This is a genomic window from Candidatus Woesearchaeota archaeon, from assembly GCA_030651135.1.
Taxonomy (GTDB): domain Archaea; phylum Nanobdellota; class Nanobdellia; order Woesearchaeales; family JACPBO01; genus JACPBO01.
Map to the genome: position 1 here is coordinate 351,437 of JAUSCS010000006.1, position 17,708 is coordinate 369,144.

At 39.1% G+C, this 17,708-nt stretch carries 20 protein-coding genes; 7 read left to right on the forward strand and 13 right to left on the reverse strand.

Translation table 11 applies throughout. From position 1 onward, the window contains the following. Together cas4 and Q7J54_02000 are read left to right on the forward strand one after the other, a co-directional pair. On the forward strand, positions 1 to 834 hold the full coding sequence (gene cas4, locus Q7J54_01995; GenBank protein MDO8740327.1) for a CRISPR-associated protein Cas4: 834 nt from the start codon (positions 1 to 3) through the stop codon (positions 832 to 834). A gap of 62 nt (positions 835 to 896) precedes the next feature. Further along, the gene (locus Q7J54_02000; protein MDO8740328.1) at positions 897 to 1,160 is read left to right on the forward strand and encodes a PRC-barrel domain-containing protein; all 264 of its coding nucleotides are present in this window, start codon (positions 897 to 899) and stop codon (positions 1,158 to 1,160) included. Positions 1,161 to 1,363: 203 nt separating this feature from the next. Here Q7J54_02000 and Q7J54_02005 read toward each other — a convergent pair whose 3' ends face one another. Continuing rightward, a complete protein-coding gene (locus Q7J54_02005) occupies positions 1,364 to 2,134 on the reverse strand; it encodes a YqiA/YcfP family alpha/beta fold hydrolase (protein MDO8740329.1) in 771 nt (256 codons plus the stop codon). Between the two features lie 236 nt (positions 2,135 to 2,370). On the opposite strand from Q7J54_02005, the gene Q7J54_02010 reads away from it, so the two are divergent. Further along, positions 2,371 to 3,336 (forward strand): replication factor C small subunit, encoded by a 966-nt coding sequence (locus Q7J54_02010; GenBank protein ID MDO8740330.1) that lies wholly within the window; start codon positions 2,371 to 2,373, stop codon positions 3,334 to 3,336. 28 nt (positions 3,337 to 3,364) lie between these two features. Here Q7J54_02010 and Q7J54_02015 read toward each other — a convergent pair whose 3' ends face one another. From Q7J54_02015 to Q7J54_02035, 5 genes are all read right to left on the reverse strand, one after another. After that, positions 3,365 to 4,294, reverse strand: a complete 930-nt coding sequence (locus Q7J54_02015; GenBank protein ID MDO8740331.1) for a hypothetical protein — start codon at positions 4,292 to 4,294, stop codon at positions 3,365 to 3,367. A gap of 43 nt (positions 4,295 to 4,337) precedes the next feature. Beyond that, complete coding sequence (locus tag Q7J54_02020) at positions 4,338 to 5,306, reverse strand: hypothetical protein (GenBank protein ID MDO8740332.1); 969 nt, start codon at positions 5,304 to 5,306, stop codon at positions 4,338 to 4,340. A gap of 48 nt (positions 5,307 to 5,354) precedes the next feature. Continuing rightward, a complete protein-coding gene (locus Q7J54_02025; GenBank protein ID MDO8740333.1) occupies positions 5,355 to 6,299 on the reverse strand; it encodes a hypothetical protein in 945 nt (314 codons plus the stop codon). Continuing rightward, on the reverse strand, positions 6,296 to 8,287 hold the full coding sequence (locus Q7J54_02030; protein ID MDO8740334.1) for a hypothetical protein: 1,992 nt from the start codon (positions 8,285 to 8,287) through the stop codon (positions 6,296 to 6,298). The genes Q7J54_02025 and Q7J54_02030 overlap by 4 nt, the downstream gene beginning before the upstream one ends. Before the next feature lie 81 nt (positions 8,288 to 8,368). Beyond that, positions 8,369 to 9,556, reverse strand: a complete 1,188-nt coding sequence (locus Q7J54_02035) for a hypothetical protein (protein MDO8740335.1) — start codon at positions 9,554 to 9,556, stop codon at positions 8,369 to 8,371. 57 nt (positions 9,557 to 9,613) lie between these two features. Here Q7J54_02035 and Q7J54_02040 point away from each other — a divergent pair, with 57 nt between their 5' ends. Together Q7J54_02040 and Q7J54_02045 are read left to right on the forward strand one after the other, a co-directional pair. Then, a complete protein-coding gene (locus tag Q7J54_02040) occupies positions 9,614 to 10,675 on the forward strand; it encodes an mRNA surveillance protein pelota (protein ID MDO8740336.1) in 1,062 nt (353 codons plus the stop codon). A 21-nt stretch (positions 10,676 to 10,696) separates the two neighbouring features. Further along, positions 10,697 to 11,122 (forward strand): PIN domain-containing protein, encoded by a 426-nt coding sequence (locus Q7J54_02045; protein MDO8740337.1) that lies wholly within the window; start codon positions 10,697 to 10,699, stop codon positions 11,120 to 11,122. Here the strand turns inward: Q7J54_02045 and Q7J54_02050 are convergent. Then, positions 11,115 to 11,381, reverse strand: coding sequence for a ribbon-helix-helix domain-containing protein (locus tag Q7J54_02050; GenBank protein MDO8740338.1), 267 nt, complete (start codon positions 11,379 to 11,381; stop codon positions 11,115 to 11,117). The genes Q7J54_02045 and Q7J54_02050 overlap by 8 nt on opposite strands. Before the next feature lie 102 nt (positions 11,382 to 11,483). Here Q7J54_02050 and Q7J54_02055 point away from each other — a divergent pair, with 102 nt between their 5' ends. Continuing rightward, positions 11,484 to 12,344 carry a DMT family transporter gene (locus Q7J54_02055; protein ID MDO8740339.1) on the forward strand — a complete coding sequence of 287 codons (861 nt, stop codon included), beginning with the start codon at positions 11,484 to 11,486 and terminating at the stop codon, positions 12,342 to 12,344. Positions 12,345 to 12,347: 3 nt separating this feature from the next. On the opposite strand, the gene Q7J54_02060 is transcribed toward Q7J54_02055, so the two are convergent. From Q7J54_02060 to Q7J54_02075, 4 genes are all read right to left on the reverse strand, one after another. Further along, positions 12,348 to 13,724: an NAD(P)(+) transhydrogenase (Re/Si-specific) subunit beta gene (locus Q7J54_02060; protein ID MDO8740340.1), complete on the reverse strand. Its 1,377-nt coding sequence runs from the start codon at positions 13,722 to 13,724 to the stop codon at positions 12,348 to 12,350. Continuing rightward, the gene (locus Q7J54_02065; GenBank protein ID MDO8740341.1) at positions 13,721 to 14,023 is read right to left on the reverse strand and encodes a proton-translocating transhydrogenase family protein; all 303 of its coding nucleotides are present in this window, start codon (positions 14,021 to 14,023) and stop codon (positions 13,721 to 13,723) included. The genes Q7J54_02060 and Q7J54_02065 overlap by 4 nt, the downstream gene beginning before the upstream one ends. Beyond that, a complete protein-coding gene (locus Q7J54_02070) occupies positions 14,020 to 15,165 on the reverse strand; it encodes a Re/Si-specific NAD(P)(+) transhydrogenase subunit alpha (protein MDO8740342.1) in 1,146 nt (381 codons plus the stop codon). Before Q7J54_02070 ends, Q7J54_02065 begins: the two co-directional genes overlap by 4 nt. 126 nt (positions 15,166 to 15,291) lie before the next feature. Beyond that, entirely contained in the window at positions 15,292 to 15,675 is a 384-nt protein-coding gene (locus Q7J54_02075; protein MDO8740343.1) for a hypothetical protein, read from the reverse strand. A 124-nt stretch (positions 15,676 to 15,799) separates the two neighbouring features. On the opposite strand from Q7J54_02075, the gene Q7J54_02080 reads away from it, so the two are divergent. After that, entirely contained in the window at positions 15,800 to 16,531 is a 732-nt protein-coding gene (locus Q7J54_02080) for a helix-turn-helix domain-containing protein (GenBank protein ID MDO8740344.1), read from the forward strand. Between the two features lie 20 nt (positions 16,532 to 16,551). Here Q7J54_02080 and Q7J54_02085 read toward each other — a convergent pair whose 3' ends face one another. Together Q7J54_02085 and Q7J54_02090 are read right to left on the reverse strand one after the other, a co-directional pair. Then, positions 16,552 to 17,100: a HEPN domain-containing protein gene (locus Q7J54_02085; protein ID MDO8740345.1), complete on the reverse strand. Its 549-nt coding sequence runs from the start codon at positions 17,098 to 17,100 to the stop codon at positions 16,552 to 16,554. Further along, positions 17,087 to 17,656, reverse strand: coding sequence for a nucleotidyltransferase domain-containing protein (locus Q7J54_02090; protein MDO8740346.1), 570 nt, complete (start codon positions 17,654 to 17,656; stop codon positions 17,087 to 17,089). Before Q7J54_02090 ends, Q7J54_02085 begins: the two co-directional genes overlap by 14 nt. Between the last annotated feature and the right edge of the window lie 52 nt (positions 17,657 to 17,708).

A 17,708-nucleotide genomic window follows, 5' to 3' on the forward strand; every position in this document is an offset into this window, starting at 1 on the left:
ATGCTCAGTGTCAGCTCGCTCTCCGGCTATATGTACTGCCCAAGAAAATTCTATCTTTCAGAAGTCCTGAAGATCTTTGAAGCCCCAAAAGACGTTCTTGTGAAAGGAACAATAAGGCATCAGGTGTATGATCATATCAACAAAAATGAGGAAAGTTTCATAAAAGCAATTAAAAAAGACGTGAATTTCGGCATCTTAGTCGGCAATTACAAAACAGCTTATTCTAAAATCCTTAGAAACATCATAATAAGCAACAAAGGAATGATAAAACAGGTAAACTTAAGCATGGAGAAAATTTTCAGGGAAAGCTGGCCGCTCATCCTGGCTGAATCAGAGCAAAGGGCATTAAACATCTCCTCGTTCATAAAGAAACACAATGTTTTTGGCGAAGAGCTATGGCAGATGCTCACCCCAAAGATAATGTCCGAATTCAGAGTAGAGTCCAAAACACTCATGCTGAAAGGCATTGTTGACAAGGTAGAGGATTATGCTGATGAGTTGGTTCCTTATGAGCTTAAAACAGGGAAATGCCCAAATGAAGGCGTCTGGCCAGGCCACAAGGTGCAGATTGGCAGCTACATGCTTCTGCTCAGAGAATCTTCAAAAAAATCAGTCAAAGAGGGATTTATCAAATACCTTGGCAACAATCAATTAAGGCAGGTGACAATGAACCCGTTCCTTGAAGATGAGATACTGAAGTTAAGGGACGAAGCCTTTGAAGTCATAAACAGCAGGACTGCACCGGATTTCTGCGAAAACAGGAATAAATGCGTCAAATGCGGCCTAAGAGAGCAGTGCTTCAGTATAAACGCGCTTCAAAAACCAAAAATTTAAATATAACTTAAGTAATCAGATAATCTACTTCATAATAATCAATAATAGAACAAGGTGGAAAAATGGCTGAAGATGACAAAAAATTCTCAAGACAGTTGATTGGGAAAACAGTTGTTAGCAAAACAGGCAAAAGATTCGGCGAAGTCGGCGATATTGTTTTCGAGACAAGAACAGGCGAATTGATACATCTTGTCCTGACAAACCCGACAAATTACGCATTAAAGCTAGAATTGGAGAAAGACAAGGACAGCCATATTCTGATCCCATTCAGCGCAGTTGCCGCAATAGGCGACTTTATGGTCATTGCTGAAGAAGACATAATTTAAAATTAATATTTCTTTTATTTTATTTTAAGGTAATTTTCTTAAGTTCACGCTTAATTTATATTGCTCGAAAAATCCAGCCAGCCATGGCGCCTATGTATGAGGTCGCTGTTAGTTGGGGAGACTGCAAGTCGACCGACCGAAGGGACAGTTATTTTCAAGGGCGTCCCATCTACGGAGCGAATAGCGACTATCAAGAACAAGATTCAAAGGGACAATTTCTCTACAAAGAAATCAGTAATCAATTTTTTCATCTCCTTGTATTGTGATGGATTAGCATAATCATGATTTGCTCCTTCAACAACATTAACTTTAGTGTTAACTATTCTTGCAAAATTGTGGCTTTCGCTTATTGGAACAACAGAATCACTTCCTCCATGAACAATCAATACTGGACAAGTAATGTTTTTAGCCATTTTAAAAGTATCATAGGTAATGAGATCTTCCCAAAAGGCGTAATTTAATTCAAAGTTTTCACCATGTTCATTATAATGCATGACGCCTTCTTGTTTCCATTTTCTAATCCTTTCATCACCTAGCCTTTGTTTCCAAAAATCAATAGGCTCTGTTACAGGAGATTTCAGAGCTAATGCTTGCATCTCGGAATCCTGAGACGCAGCAATAAGAGAAATTAGACCACCAAAACTCGAACCAACTAAACCAATATCATAATTACCTCTGCTACGGACAAAAGAGATTGCGGCTTTGAGACTATCGACACATTTTGATAGTGTCACATCTCTTGTAACAGTATATTTTGCACCTTTACAATAATGTTGTCCATGCCCATAGTAATCGTATCTTAGGACACCAATCCCTAATTTGTTTAGTTCATTTTGTAATTCCACATATAATCTAGTTTCTTTACTAGATGAAAATCCGTGAGATATTATTACAACCATCCTTGCTTGTTTAGGTATTGAAATTGTACCTAAAATTTGATTTCCATTTAAATCTGAAAAAGTTACTTCTTCCATATTGTGAGCTATTATTAAAATCATTATAAATCTTATGTTTGTTTTGTACTAAGAGAAATTGTCCCCCTCTCATTTTTAGCCATTGAAAATAAGTGTAACTAACTCAGGTTTCCCGCAGGGAGCAGTCACCCCTCGTTGGCACTCTCACCAGAGTTTTTATTAATGTAAGACCATAACTTTACTTTACACTTTAGAAACTTATTTAAATTAACCAAATATCCTTTATTCTTATGGGGATGGAAGAAAGCAACGCAATATGGATCGAGAAGTATCGCCCTAGGAATTTCTCCGATATGAAGGGTCAGAAAGAGATTGTAAAGAAGATCAAGGCATTTGTCGAGCAGAAAAACATGCCACATTTATTGTTCTCAGGCCCGGCAGGTGTTGGAAAGACAACATTGGCATTGATCATTGCAAGGCAGCTTTTTGGCGATGGATGGCAGAGTGATTTTCTCGAGTTAAATGCAAGTGACGAGAGGGGAATAGACATTGTCAGGAATAAAGTCAAGGATTTTGCAAGAACAAAGGCAATCGGCAATGTTCCGTGGAAGATCATTTACCTTGATGAATGCGACGCTTTGACAAAAGAAGCGCAGCAGGCATTAAGGCGAACAATGGAAAATTTTACAAGAACAACAAGATTTGTTCTTTCATGCAATTACAGCAGCAAAATTATTGATCCGATCCAGTCAAGATGCGCAATCTTCAGATTCAAGCCATTGGAGAAGCACGACGTTATCGAGATCATAGATGTAGTTGCAAAAGCTGAAAATTTGAAAATCGAACAGAAGGCAAAAGAAGCATTGTTTGAGATAAGCGAAGGAGACTGCAGAAGGGTTGAAAACATCCTGCAAAGCTGCGCAGCTATTGAAAAAAACATAACAGAGGAGCTTATCTATTCAATGGCGTCTGTTGCAAAGCCGAAAGAGCTTAAAGCTGCGCTGGAGCTTGCAATTCAAAATAAATTCATAGATGCAAGAAACGCATTGCTGAAAATAATGCTTGATTACGGCCTGAGCGGCCTTGACATGATAAAGCAGATCCAGAAGGAAGTATGGGCTTTAGAGATCGACGACAAAAGCAAGGTTCATTTAATTGACAAATGCGGGGAAATAGAATTCAGGATGACAGAAGGCGCTGATGAGTTCGTGCAATTAGAGGCTTTGCTGAGTCATTTCGTTCTTGTTGGAAGCAAAGAATAAATAAAAAATAATAAAAGAATTAAAAAATCTACTGTTTCTTAAGTCTCAGCTGCTGATGGATTAGCTCCCTATAGTCATAATCCATGTCAAGCCTTAATTCCTTTGTGTAAAGATCGTCTTTCGAAACAGCATTCTTTGTCCTGCACTGTATTGTTGCCTTACTGTCAGAATCAAGCCTTGCTTCATTTAATTTGCCGCCTGACTTGCATTCCCATATGCTTGGCTCTGAAACGCTGAAAGTTAATTCATCATATCTTGTGCTGAACCCGGTTCCTGGCTTTGTAACCTCTCCGCTGCCTTCATTTTCAATAGCAATCTCAACCATAAACTTGCCTGTGCCAATGCTTTTCTCTTCTGCTGATACTGCCTGTATTGGAGCTCCTGAAGAATATGCTGCTTTTGTTTCTTCTATTGTGCATATTTCCTTGTTGTTTGGGTCGCCTTTAAAGCACACCGTAGGAACAGAAACCCTTGTCTTATACCTGTAAGAAACTCTTGCGTAGATTTCCAAGTCCTTTGTTCCTCCGCTGAGGTTGGTTAAATATTTTGCATCCTCAGTTCCCGGAGTTAAATCCAAGGTGATTTGTCCGCCATCTTTGTTTGTGTCTGAAACCTCGTCTACTGATTCATTATTTGATATGCTTCCGCCTGCAACAATGCCTGAAAATTCTGCAAGGCTTATGCCAGTAAGATTCACAGAAAGCATCCCAGATTCAATCTTCTGTTCTCCTTTGTTTTTAACTGTTAACTCAATCGGAAATGCTTCGCCTTCAAATATTTCATATATCTTTGTCTGCTCATTGTAAACGCCAAAAGGCTCAAAAGTTGCAGTTATTCCCTTTGTTCCGCCGATGTATGGAGACTGCTGAACATTCACATCAGTATTGCCGCCTTCGCAAGCAACCAATAGAATACCAATCAAAAATATTGAGAACAACATAATTGTTTTTTTATCCATTTTTATTTCCTCCTTAGTTATTTTAAGCTATTTTAAGCTAATATCACTCTATATTTATAATCTTTATTGTTTTTTGTATTGTGGAAGTGTAGCCATAATCCAATCTTACCTGCAATGTTGTTGTATAAGCCGACCCGGCTGTTATCGGTTTTTGGAAAGAACAGGTCATTACACCATATCCGTCAACAAGCCTTATTGGATCATCATAAGTTCCTTTCGGAGTGCATTCTGCCTGCCCGGCTCCTGGAAGCTGAACGCCAAGTGAGCCTCCGTCCAATACCAGCTTGTTTACATCAGCGAAATCAAGCAAAGAAGGGCATTTGTTGTTGTTAAAGGCATCAGTGGTGAAAACACGGCCGCCTCCTGAATTTTTTACATAGATCTTGAAAATGACTTTGTCTTTAGTAACATCCTCTTCTACCTTTGTTACAGCAATAGGAGCTCCCTGCCCGCCGCTTAAAGAAACATCATGAATAGTGCATACCTGGGGCTCATCTGATGTTCTGTATGGCTCAGGATCTATGCAGATAGAAGCCTCTGCTATCGTCTTATAAGTATAACATGATGAAACAACTATTGTCGGCGAATAAGAATCGCCTTCAAAAGGAACCTTGACTGTCGCCCTGAATGTTTTTGCTGCATAGCCGCCAACTGGATTATTCTCAGTTATGCCCTGTAGGGTAGAAGGCAGGATATTGCCGCCATCCCATCCCTGATCCTGAAATGCGTTCACATCATAGCCGCTGATGTAAAGATTGCCCTGTAATGAGTCTGTTTCAGGGTAAGCCCCTCTATTTTTTACTTCAACTACAAAATCCACCTTGTCACCGTCAAACATCCTATCTGGAGGGGCATTCTTCATAAAGTTCATAACTAGACCTTGCGTCCCTGTGTGGAACTTCAAATCGATCGGCCTGTCAGCATCTTGCCCGCCATAGCCTGAACAACCAATTAGAAAGACGACTGCTAAAATTACTGCAAATAAAAGTTTAAGCTCTTTTTTCATCTTCAAGTGAATACCCTCTTTTATTTCATATATAAAACTTTCGAAATGAAATCACTATACAATCAATTTTCTTACAATCTTCACTTCTTGCGATATTGTTTCTGTATAGCCGTATTCTAAATCAATCTCCAGGCCGGTAAGGAAACTGGCTGCTTCTGTCGATATGCCATTATTCAGCTCGCATATTATAAAATCCTCGCTTTCCCGTAATGTCAAAATATCTCCTTCTTGCTCAGGCACACATTTAAAATCTCCGTTTTTCAAGGAGTATGTAGACAGCTTTACATCCTTTACTTTTATTTTATTCAATACATCTTTGCTCAGTTTAGATCCGCAGGCTTCATTGACTTTATCAGGCAAAACAACCTCTCCTCTTCCCTGGTTTCTTACATAAATCTTATAAGAAGGCCTTATCTGATTTTCTCCTTCAGGAAGCATTGTTTCCTCTATTCTTGTTATTGCAACCGGCGCTCCCTGGCCAGAGGAAGAATAATAGTCAGAAACCCTGCAAGATCTTGTTCTTTCCTTTAAATTGTAAACATCTGTGTCAATGCACACATCTGCTTTAAGTGTTGTCTGATATTGATAGCAGGCTGTTACATATATCTGGGTTTTGTGAGACTCGCTTTGTGTCTCAGGTATTTTTACCTCACTTATCGAATAAACCTCTCTTTTTTGCTCGCCATAGCGCATCGTTATTTTTCTGCCATAAAGATTAATTTCCCTGTTATCTATATCCTGCGGCGTATAATAGTCTTTTTCCAGGGATATTGCAAGAATTCCTTTTTCTATATCAGCAGCGCCTTTGTTTTCAAGATTGACTATTATCTGGAATGGCGACCCGTCATAAACTTCTCTCGGCGGAGCATTGGTAAGAAAGCTGAATCGCAGCCCTTCAACTCCCTTGTACACATCCTCAAACTTGTAATTATTGTCTGTTTGGGGAGTGCAGGCAGCTATGAAAATCACAAATGCCAGAATCATTATGTATTTTTTCATTGTGCAATAGATTTTTCAATATCGACAGTTATGTCTTTTTTTGTTGTATAGCTGTAAGTTACATTTGCTCTGATGTATTTTGTTGAAACGGGTGTTGTTCCTAAAAGTGCAGGCCTATCATTTATTTTTGCAAAGCACCTTATTGAGCGGAATGTTTCTATTGCGGCATCTTTTGAAAGAATAGATTCTTTTTGAAGTGATTTTGCAAGCACATATTTATTATAGCCGTCTTCTCTAACCCCGAATTTTAAATATTGGCAAGGATCTATAATCTCAAGGCCTTCAGGAATCTCTACTGTAATGCCCTTCACATCATTGATTACACCGCCCCACTGATTTTCTATTGTAACAGCTACTAAAATTTTTTCATCTCCAATTTCATCTTGTTCCGGGACAGCTATTGGCGGGTCTCTTGAGCCGATTCCCAGCATTATCGGGCCGTTTGTGTATATTGCATTGGGATTTTCTTCCAGCCCATAATGCCTAAAGACATCAATTCCTGATTTTTGGAAATCCTCATATTTTTGTTTGTCTATGAAATATGTCTTCAAATATCCCATTGTTGTGAATTCAAAGCTTGCAGAGAGCTCTATCTTCATCGAGCCTGCTGTTGCACCAGAAACCCAGCAATCAATAGATTCTTCTACAACGTCATACATGGGAATTGTGTCTGGCGATACCTCTCCAGCCAGGTTCTTATCATTATTGCAGGCAATAGTTATGGTTGTTGGTTTACCGTCCTTATTTCTTTCAAGGCTTTTTCCGTGCAGCCTTGCATAAACACTTACAGTCTCGCCCTCATAAAATTTAGGGCTTGCAGATTTTAACTGGTCGATATAAACTCCGAGAGGGGTATTCTGGTTCTGCTCAATTGTTCCCTCATAATAGCCGCCAGAAGCGTATATAAGATATTGGTTCCAGCTTTTGCCGATATTTGCAAATATGCCTATTGTTGCGTCCCAAAAATCACCAAATGCATTATAAACAAGGCGCCAGAAATCACCGAATGCCCCAAACGCGTCAGGCTGCATTGCAGCTTCCACACCTGGAATCGCATGAAGATTCGGGATATTCGATAATGTGCCCGCCTCTATCGCAGCATATGCGCTGGTCAGGAAAATAAAGAGCCAGATGAATATTGTGATATTTCTGAGCCATTTGAAGAATTTATTGTTTGGCGGGGCAATAAAAACAAAATAAACATAATAAACAGGAAAGAACAAAAGCACTATGTTTATTATTGCATCGTCAACTCCCAGATTTGAAAAGTACGGCAGATAAACTGGCAGAAATGTTGCTAAAAAGCCAAGCATTACAGACTGAAATAATGCATCCCAGCTCGCTTTTTCAAAAAGAAAATAAAGAACCGTTAAAACAAAAGCAAGGACTAAAACTATGTAGATTGTATTTCCAAGCGCGCCCAGGGGCAGGAACATTCTTTGTATGTCCGGCATATATCTATAAACCAAAGAGTAAAATACTATGGTTAGAAATAATCCGGCAATTCTTCCAAAATGAAACTTTAATCTGCCGACGCCATATTCAGGTCCTGCAGCTTCAAAAAATTTTTGAGCAATGAGCGGCCACTCCTTTTCCTTAAAATAAAAGAAAAAGAGCACAACAGAAGCTCCAATCAGATAAACCAGAATTCTCAGCGAGAGATTTGAAAAGCCAAATCCAGCATCAAGAAGATGAAAAATCATTAAAGCGAGAAAGATGAGCGTTATGAGTGTTGTGTCTCCTCTTTTTTCTCCTATGTACTTTTGAACACCCTGCACTCTAACTGCTGCTTCTCGCATTCCGCTTTGAACCCGCTGCCCAGGCGACATCATTCGCTCAGCAGCCATCTGCTGCTCTTGAACCGCCAATTGCGCCAAAGGCCTATTTCCACCATCACCTTGCGCCGTGCGTTTTTTTAGGTCAGCTATACGCCCCATAATCTCTTCTTTGCTCATTCCTGCATATGTTGACCCTTTCGGTAGAGGCATTTCTTAACCTCGCTTTAAGAATAATTGTATCATCTTTTTCATTTTCATTATTCTGAATAATTACTTGATAAAAATCAAAATTCAATCCAGCGTTACTCTCAACTCAGCAATATTCAAGGTTGTTATCGGGGTTACCTTGATGTAATTGCTCTCCTTCAGCCAGTATGATGGCAGCACTTTTGAATAGCTTATTTCAGTCTGGTCAATGTTTGTAATGTGCCCATTCACATTTATTGTTCCTCTTTTACTTTCAGTATCATCTACAAACTCCAATTTAACAGTTACTTTTTTATTTCCATTTGTTACATCACTCCGCTGCGTTGAATTCAGCTCGAAATAATATGTTACATCCCTTGTTTCCTTAAGCTCAGTTTCAACCTTTATGTTGTCTATGAGATAGCTTCCTTTTTTAGTTTCAAATGTAATATAGTTCTCTCCTGCTTCAAGTATAGTTGGTGTAACTGCTATTTTGTTTACATGATAGCACTCTGGCACAGATGACGAGAGAAGCCTGTCATTGATGTTTATCTCCAAAGCCCCAGACTCTTTTTCCTTGCAGTTTGGCGTAAACTTAAGAGCTGCTTTTTCTATATTCAAATACTCGCTGTCTGTTATTATGAACGTATTCTGGCTCTTCTGCCTGCTTATATCCGTTATATCCGCAAGCACTTTTATGTTTTCTATGCTGTACTCGTTTGTCCTCCAAAATGCTGCGCCGACTCCGCTGACTTCAAAGCTCAGAATATTATCCTGTTTTAGCAAATCTTTTTTCAAGTCAATCGGCTCAATGTTATATGTAGTTATTTCATATTCATATACTGTAATGCCATTTAATTTAATCGTGAGGATGCCTGAATGCTTTTGCGCAGCAAATGAAAGTATGGCGTTGTTTGTATTCGGCATATCGTCTATTGCAAAGCTGAAATTGTATGTTTTCTTGTCAAACCATGCGTTTTTTATGTAAAATGGGTTTACTTTTACTAATTCCTGCGATCTTGTCAGCTCAAATAGATTTATATTAGGAATGTTATGCGGCTCTGCTTCTTCTGCAGGATCCAGCCTTCCTGGAATCTTAACCAGCAAAGTGATATTCGCGCTCGTATTTGCGCTGCCAGTTCCTCCGCTTCCCCCTCCATTGCCGTTTTCACCCAGTAGGTCGCTCCTATCCTCCGGCGGCAGAAACAATATGTAAAGAATAATCAATAAAGCTATTACCGCTATCAATGTGGCAGCTTGCCCTGCTGTTTCCTGAGCTCTTTTTTTAAACATTGCAGTTCATTTAAACAAATAAATAAATTTATATATAAACTTTATTGTTTTTAGGCCATGAAGCTGATTTATTCCAATATGAGGAAGGGGGAAGTGAAAATAAGGGTCGAAAGCTTAGATGACCTGTGGTATTTAAGCAATCTGATTGACGAGGGAGATTTAGTTAAAGGAAGGACTCTCAGAAAGATCAAAATCGGCGAGGAAGGCGCAAGAAAGCAGGCCGTCATTAAAAAACCCGTTTTTATCGCAATAAAGGTTGAAAAAGCTGAATTCAGCAAAACATCAGATGTTTTAAGGGTTCTGGGTACAATTGTCGAAGGCCCTGAAGACATCCCAAGAGGAGAGCATCATTCTTTTAACGTCGAGATCGGCTCGATTATAGAACTCGTAAAAGAAAAATGGCTGCGATACCAGCTGGATAAATTAAAGGAAGCATGCTCAGAGGAAGCATCCCGCATTTTGATATGCATTCTGGACAGAGAGTCTGCATTGTTTGCTTTGTCAAAAAAACAGGGTTATGATTTGTTGGGCAAAATGAAAGGTGAGGTTGAGAAAAAAGCAGTAAAGGAGAGAATAAAAGCAGAGTTCTATCTCGATGTGATAAAAACAATGCAGGAATATATTAAAAGATACAAAATAGACAGCCTAATCCTTGCAAGCCCGTCATTCTGGAAAGAAGATCTGGTTAAGCAGATTAAAGATGATGAATTGAAGAAAAAGATAGTTCTTGCAACATGCTCTTCTGAAGGCGAAGAAGCCATCAATGAAGTGCTGAAAAGAAAAGAAGTTCAGACAGTTTTAAAAAAAGACAGGATTGCAAAGGAAATGAACCTTGTCGAAGAATTGCTGGTTAATATTGCCAAAAATGCCCTTGCCGCCTATGGTATACAGGAAGTCGAGAATGCGGCAAATATGGGTGCAGTTAAGATTTTGATAGTTGCAGATTCTTTGATCAGGAGCTCAAGGGAAGAAAAGACTTATGACAGGCTGGACACAATAATGAAAACCGTTGACAGTGCAAAGGGAGAAGTGCACATCATAAGCTCGGATCATGACGGCGGAAAAAGATTAAACGGCCTGGGCGGGATTGGAGCGGTGTTAAGATATAGAATAAGTTAAATATGCTGTGGAGTGCCATTAATGAATAAAAAATACTGGTTCGATACCTGCATTTGGAGAGATTTCTATGAAGACAGATTTAGTAAAGCTGGAAACCCTCTCGGAAAATATGCCAGCGATGCATTCATGGCGGTTTTAAAAAATAAAGACAATATATTGTTTTCAGAATCATTAGTTCAAGAATTAAAGAAAGATTATGATGAAAAGGACATTAATGATATGCTCAACCTATTGTTCCTCGCCAAAGTTTTAACTAGGGTAGATATTGCAAAAGAAGAGTATCTCGAAGCAAAGAAATTAGCAGAGGAGAGAAAAATTCCTTTTGTTGACTGCCTTAATGCTGTGCAGGCGAGAAATAATAAAGCAACAATGGTATCCCAAGATGAGCATTTTACTAGGAATCTTTCTGATATCGTAAAAGTGATGAAACCGCAGTCTCTTAGCTAAATCTCTTGCCTAATTCTGCCAACAATTCCTTGCTTACTGCTTCTTTTGTCATTCTGTTTTCTTCGTGCGTAGTCTTTTTCCTGGCTTTGCCCCTGTATTTTAGAAACTCTTTAACCAGCTCTTCTTTGCCAAGTTCTGCCACTTTATCCCTTACTGCTTCCCTTATAAACTCTGTTCTGGAGTTGAAGTTATGTTCGGATATGGTTTCGTCTATCTTTTTTAGTACATCCTCTTGGAATTTTACAGTTACGGCTTCCATTGTATGCCAAAGTAATACATTGTAATATTTAAAGATTTCTGTTTTTTTCCACTTTTTTACTTTTTCGAATGATTTAAATATATAGTTTCAATATTCTGTTTCATGAGCATTCCGCTTGGCATAATCTTCGGGATCATTGCAATGATCGGCTGGGGAGTAGCTGATTTTTTTGCTGCAAAAGCCGTCAGAAAAACTGGCGTGCTTAAAACATTTCTTTGGAGCCAGATAATCGGCTTAATTTTATTTTTTATAATATTCTCTTTATTTTTTAAATTGCCGCTGCTGTCATTCAATACAATCGGCATAATCTCAATTGCCGGTTTTCTTGGTGTCATTTCATGGCTGGCTTTTTATAAAGGAATGCAGATAGGAAAAGTTTCAATTGTCAGCCCGATTGCTGCTTGTTGGGCGGTTGTTACAGTAATCTTGAGCCTGATTTTTCTTAATGAAAAGTTAACCATGCTTCAGGCTGTTGGTGTTGGTTTGGCTATTTTAGGCGCTGTCATGGCATCTTTCAAGCTGCACGATCTATTGAAATTAAGGCTGAAAAATATTGCAATAGGCGTAGAATATGCTATAATTGCATTGTTGGGATGGGGTGTATATTTTGTTCTTATTGGTTTTTTAGCAGCTGAATTAAAATGGTTCCTGCCAATATTTCTTATAAAAACAGCTACGGTTTTTTATTTATTCATATACTCCGGCGTAGCAAAGAAAAATATATCCTTCCCAAAAAATGCTGCATCATTCATACTCTTAATTGGCATTTTGGAATTTGCTGCCTTCTTATCCTATGGACTTGGCATTAGTTATGAATACACTGCCGTAGTCGCCCCAATCGGCGCAGCTTTCCCGATGGTTACTGTGATCCTGGCCAGGATATTTTTTAAAGAAACTTTGGAATTAAATCAGAAGATAGGCATTGTTTCCGTCTTGGCTGGCTTGGTTTTATTATCTATATAAAAATTACATCTCCCTGATGTTTTGAATTAATTTATTTATTACTTCTTTTGCATCACCATACACCATTACTGTGTTGGGATACCCAAAAAGCTCATTGCTGATCCCGGAAAAGCCCGCTCCTCCGGCGCTTCTTTTAATAACCATTACGGTCTTTGCTTCATACGCCTTTAGAATCGGCATGCCGTAAATTGGGCTTCCCTTGTTTTGGGTTGCTGCTGGGTTGACAATATCATTTGCTCCAACAATAAGCGCAACATCTGTATGCTTGAATTCGTGGTTTATATGGTCCATTTCCTTTAATTTATCATAAGGCACATCTGCCTCTGCAAGCAGAACATTCATGTGGCCGGGCATTCTGCCTGCAACAGGGTGGATTGCAAAATCAACTTTCACTCCCTTTTTTTCCAGAGTATCCATAAGATCGTAAACTGCATGCTGCGCTTGCGCCACCGCCATTCCATAGCCGGGGACAATGATCAGCGAATGCGCGTAAGCAAGTATAGGCGCAGCTTCCTCAACATCCATTGACTTAATATTTTTTTCAGCAGAGTCCTTGCTCACCGTAGATTTTGCAGCGCTTCCAAATCCTCCGAACAAGACATTTGCAAAAGAGCGGTTCATTGCCTTGCACATCAATATTGCAAGAATAAGGCCGGAAGAGCCATCTAATGCGCCAGCCACAATAAGCACTTTGTTGTTAAGTACAAATCCCAGGCCAGCTGCAGACAATCCTGCAAATGAATTTAAGATTGCAATTACTGTCGGCATATCTGCTCCGCCTATTGCCATGACAAGAAGAACGCCAAATACAAGGGCAAGAGCAGCCATTATGAGAAACATCAATGTATTCGCAGGGTTAAACAGCAAATAAGCGCCGGCAGCAATGGCGCTGATAAAAACAACTGCGCTTATTATTCTTCTTCCGGGATAAATAAAAGGCCTTCCTGAAATAAGCCCCTGTAATTTTGCAAATGCTATAATGCTTCCTGTAAATGTCAGATATCCCAAAATAACCTCTGCTGCAAGAATGATCATTGTAAATGTATCGATTTTTGGCGTATACTGAAAATATTCAGCAGTTCCAACTAATGCAGCAGCAAGCGCGCCAAATGCATGGGAGATTGCTGTTCTTTGCGGGACAGCAGTCATCGGCATTTTTAATGCCATGGCCGCTCCTGCAACTCCGCCGATTACAACAGCAATAATGACAATGTCATATCTTTGCAAGCCAGCCGCCATGATTGTTGCTATAATCGCCAATATCATGCCGCTGGCTCCGGCAAAATTCCCTCTTCTTGATGTTTTCACTTCACTCATCCATCTGAGGGAGAGTATGAACAGCACAGCTGAAACAACATAGATAAGCTCAGCAAGGATCATTTTTTCCTCTCCTGCTTGAACATCTTCAGGATTCTTTCTGTAATCATAAATCCGCCTATGGCGTTTGTTGCAGCGCAGGCAATGGCAGCAGCAGCCAGCGCAACAATTAAAATATTATTTGCATGAGCCATGACAATAAGTGCAGCAACAATGACGACAGAAGATATGGCATTAGTCAATGACATAAGAGGAGTGTGCAATAATCTTGAAACATGCCTTATCAGCTCCAATCCAAGCAGCGATGAGATCAGGAAAATCAATAAATTAATTATTATATCTGAAGAGGTTGCTTCTATCATGCTGCACCGCCTTTCTGTAATTCTTTCGCAGCAGTCTCATTTATTATCCTGCCTTCATGAGTTACCAATGAGCCTGCAATAATTTCATCAGTAAGATCAATATGCAATTTTCCTGCTTTAATAATAGTTGACAATAAAGCAAAAATATTTTTTGCATACATCTGCGTTGAATGGACAGGAACAGTTGCCGGGATATTTTTCACTCCAATGATCTTAACTCCGTGCTTTACAGCAATTTCACCTGGCTCTGTCAAAGCGCAGTTTCCTCCCTGGACAGCAGCCATATCAACAATAACCGAGCCAGCTTTCATTGATTTCACCATTTCTTCTGTCACAAGAATCGGAGCTTTTTTTCCAGGAACCAGTGCAGTGCATATTACAATATCTGCATTTGCAACCCTCTTGCTGACTTCTTCAGCCTGCCTTTTTAGGAATTCCGGCGATGCAGCTTTGGCATATCCTCCCTTATCTTCTGCATCCTTGTCAAATTTAACTTCAATGAATTTTGCCCCTAAGCTTTCAACCTGCTCTTTGACAGAAGGCCTTACATCAGAAGCTTCCACTAAAGCGCCAAGCCTCTTTGCAGTTGCAATTGCCTGCAATCCTGCAACACCTGCTCCAAGAATAACAACCTTTGCTGGATGCAATGTGCCTGCAGCAGTCATCATCAAAGGAAATATTTTTCCTAATTCATTAGCTGCCATAATGACTGCTTTGTAACCGCCAATATTTGCCTGCGATGTCAGTGCATCCATTTTTTGCGCCCTTGAAATGCGCGGAATCAGATTCATCGAGAAACACGTTATTTTCTTGTCAGCCATTGTTTTTATTATGTCCAATGACGATGAAACATCCATGAATGACAGCCAGCAGGCATTTTCTTTCATATGATGATGTAATGGCGGATTTACTGCAAGGATTATATCTGCAGAAGAATAAAGCTTGTCATGGCCGATAACTGCGCCTGCTTTTTTATATTCTTCGTCTGAGAAGGATGATCTCTCGCCTGCGCCAGCCTCAACATGGACTTCAAGGCCGTGCTCGATCATAGCTTTAACAGTTTCAGGTGTAGCTGCTGCTCTTGTTTCCCCTTCCCCCACATCTTTAATTATAAAGACGATCAGTTTTGGATCTTCTGCCATTGAACAGGAGCAGGGGAACAGAGCTGATTAAAATAGTTTTCTAATTTCATAGATCAGTATCCTAACTCCAAAAAAGTTGCGGAAGAAAAAAAGAAATATAAACCTTGTTTATGGAGTCTTGGTTAGTTATATTTCCGCGTCAGTATATCTCTGAATTACTGGTCTCGTACTCTTAGTTAGTTCCATTGCCAAGTCGCTAAGCTCTTTGTCGTCTAGGGGCTTTTTTAAATGGATTTCTGTTGGGCCTCCTCTGCGCCCGGGTCTAATCTCTATCTTACTAGTTGGTAAATTAAAACAGCCTTTTTTTAAGAGATCTGTTTGAAACTCACCGCCATCTCTATGACTTAACATATAATCTACAAGTTCATTTTTAGACTTGAATACGTTCGATGTTGAGCCCAAGGCTGCAAACTCTGGTGGGTCGGAATACCCATAACCGACCTTTTGTATGCATTCATGTCCACCATAATACACTTCAGTTTTCCACACATATATATTGTCCATTTTCATTACCTCCTTGTTCATTTATTTTATTTACTAATAAGTGATAATACTGACAACTATATTAATCTTTATCCTCCCAAAAGAGACTATAATAGAAAGATTTAAAAAGAATGAGAACAATCATAAAATAATGGATGTTGCAATCTTAGAAGATTTGGGATTAACTCAGGCGGAAATCAAAGTCTATGTGGCTCTTTTGGAGTTAGGCAGCTCTACTGCCGGCCCAATCCTGGAGAAATCAAATTTACAGAATTCTGTAGTTCACAGAGCCCTGAACTCTCTCATAGAGAAAGGCCTGATCAGTTTCATATTAGAGGGAAAAAGAAGGATTTACCAGGCCACAGACCCTGAAAACTTTTTTAATTTCATTGATGACAAAAAGAAAAGGTTCGGGGAGCTTTTGCCCGAACTGAAAGAAAAACAAAAACTGGCTAAAAAAGAAGAGGGCGCATCAATTTTTAGGGGAAAAAGGGGAATTAATGAGCTTTATAATGTCTTACTAAATTCCGGGGGAAAGGAATACAATACCTTCGGCGGCGGAACAAGAGTCACCCATGATGTTATGGGTGAAACATGGTGGAAAAACCTTCATGTTAAAAGACTAGAAAAAAAGATTAAGTGCAGGCAGGTATTTGATGAAACAATCAGAACATTCGGAGAGGAATTAAACAAAAAACCATTAACCAGCATCCGTTTTTTATCAGAAAAATTCGAGCAGCTTCAGGAAACAGTCATTATTGGAAATTATGTTGGAATTGCTATTTTTACAGAACGCCCTTACGGAATATTGATTAAAGACAAAACTGTTGCAGATGGCTACAGAAAACAGTTTGAGATCCTTTGGAAAACAGCAATCTCCTAGATGTGAAAATTCATTCATAATTATTCGCCATTTTTGTCCTCAGAAAGCAATTTCTCCATCTCTCTTGTAAACTCTTTTGCTCTCTGCAATGAGGTCTTGGCTTTTGACTGCTTTTCAACTTCTATTGTCTTATATTGTATCAGGCTTCTCTTGTTTCTTTCAAACTCAAATGATTCTATTAAAGCATCTGCTTTCAATCCTGCAAGATTCAGTGCTTCTTCTTTTGTTTCCTCGTATTCTTCAATTAAAGATTCTTTCAGTTTTCCCTTAACATAAACAATTATTGCGTCCGAAGTTACTTTATGGACAATTTTTTCTCCCACCTTGTAGCCAAGTTTAAAAAGTACAGCATTTGCATAATAATACATTGCGTAATATGAGCAGACTATTACCCATAATTCCGAAATATTCCTTTGGCTGATTTCTTCTGCCACTCTCAGGCTCTCCTTTGCATTCCTTAAAAGAATGTTTATCACTTGTTTGTCCATAACCGCTTTTTTTAGCAGCCCATCTCTCAAGTAAGATTTTACATTGCTTTCAGCTTCCTTTATTCTTTTATCTGTTAACATTTTCCATCACCCTGTAATATTCCTCTATTCCGATTAATATAATATTGTTTTTAATAGCTTCGCTTACAGCTGTAAACTCCTTGCTTTTTGCCATATGGATAAAATCTTTGAAACTCACATGGGTTAAATGTATTTTGTCAGGCAATAGCGAAAGAGTGGCTTCTATTTCTTTGCCATCTCCGCCAATAGCCAAAATATCAATATCCGAATGTTTGTTTGCAGTTCCTTTTGCATGAGAGCCAAAAAGCAAAGCTATAAACAAAAAGTTTAGCTCTGCCAGCCTGTTGTGGAGCACCAGAAAATCCTTGTTCTTAAACAGGGCCATTCTTCTCAGGTATTCTGCATCGTAAACTTTGTTGCTGAATCTATTTGTGAATTCACAAATCTTTGAATTGCCTATCTTAGTGACTTTAAGCAGGCCTTCTTTCTCAAGCATTGCTACCTTCTCATATGCGATTCTGTAATTGATTTTTAGGGCTTCAGCTATCTTTTTTATGGTAAATCGCTCTTCTTTCCTGCAAAGCAGGAGCTTCAATATATCTATATCGCCGTTCATAACTATTACCTATTGTAATAATACTATTACTTACGGTAATATTTAAACTTTT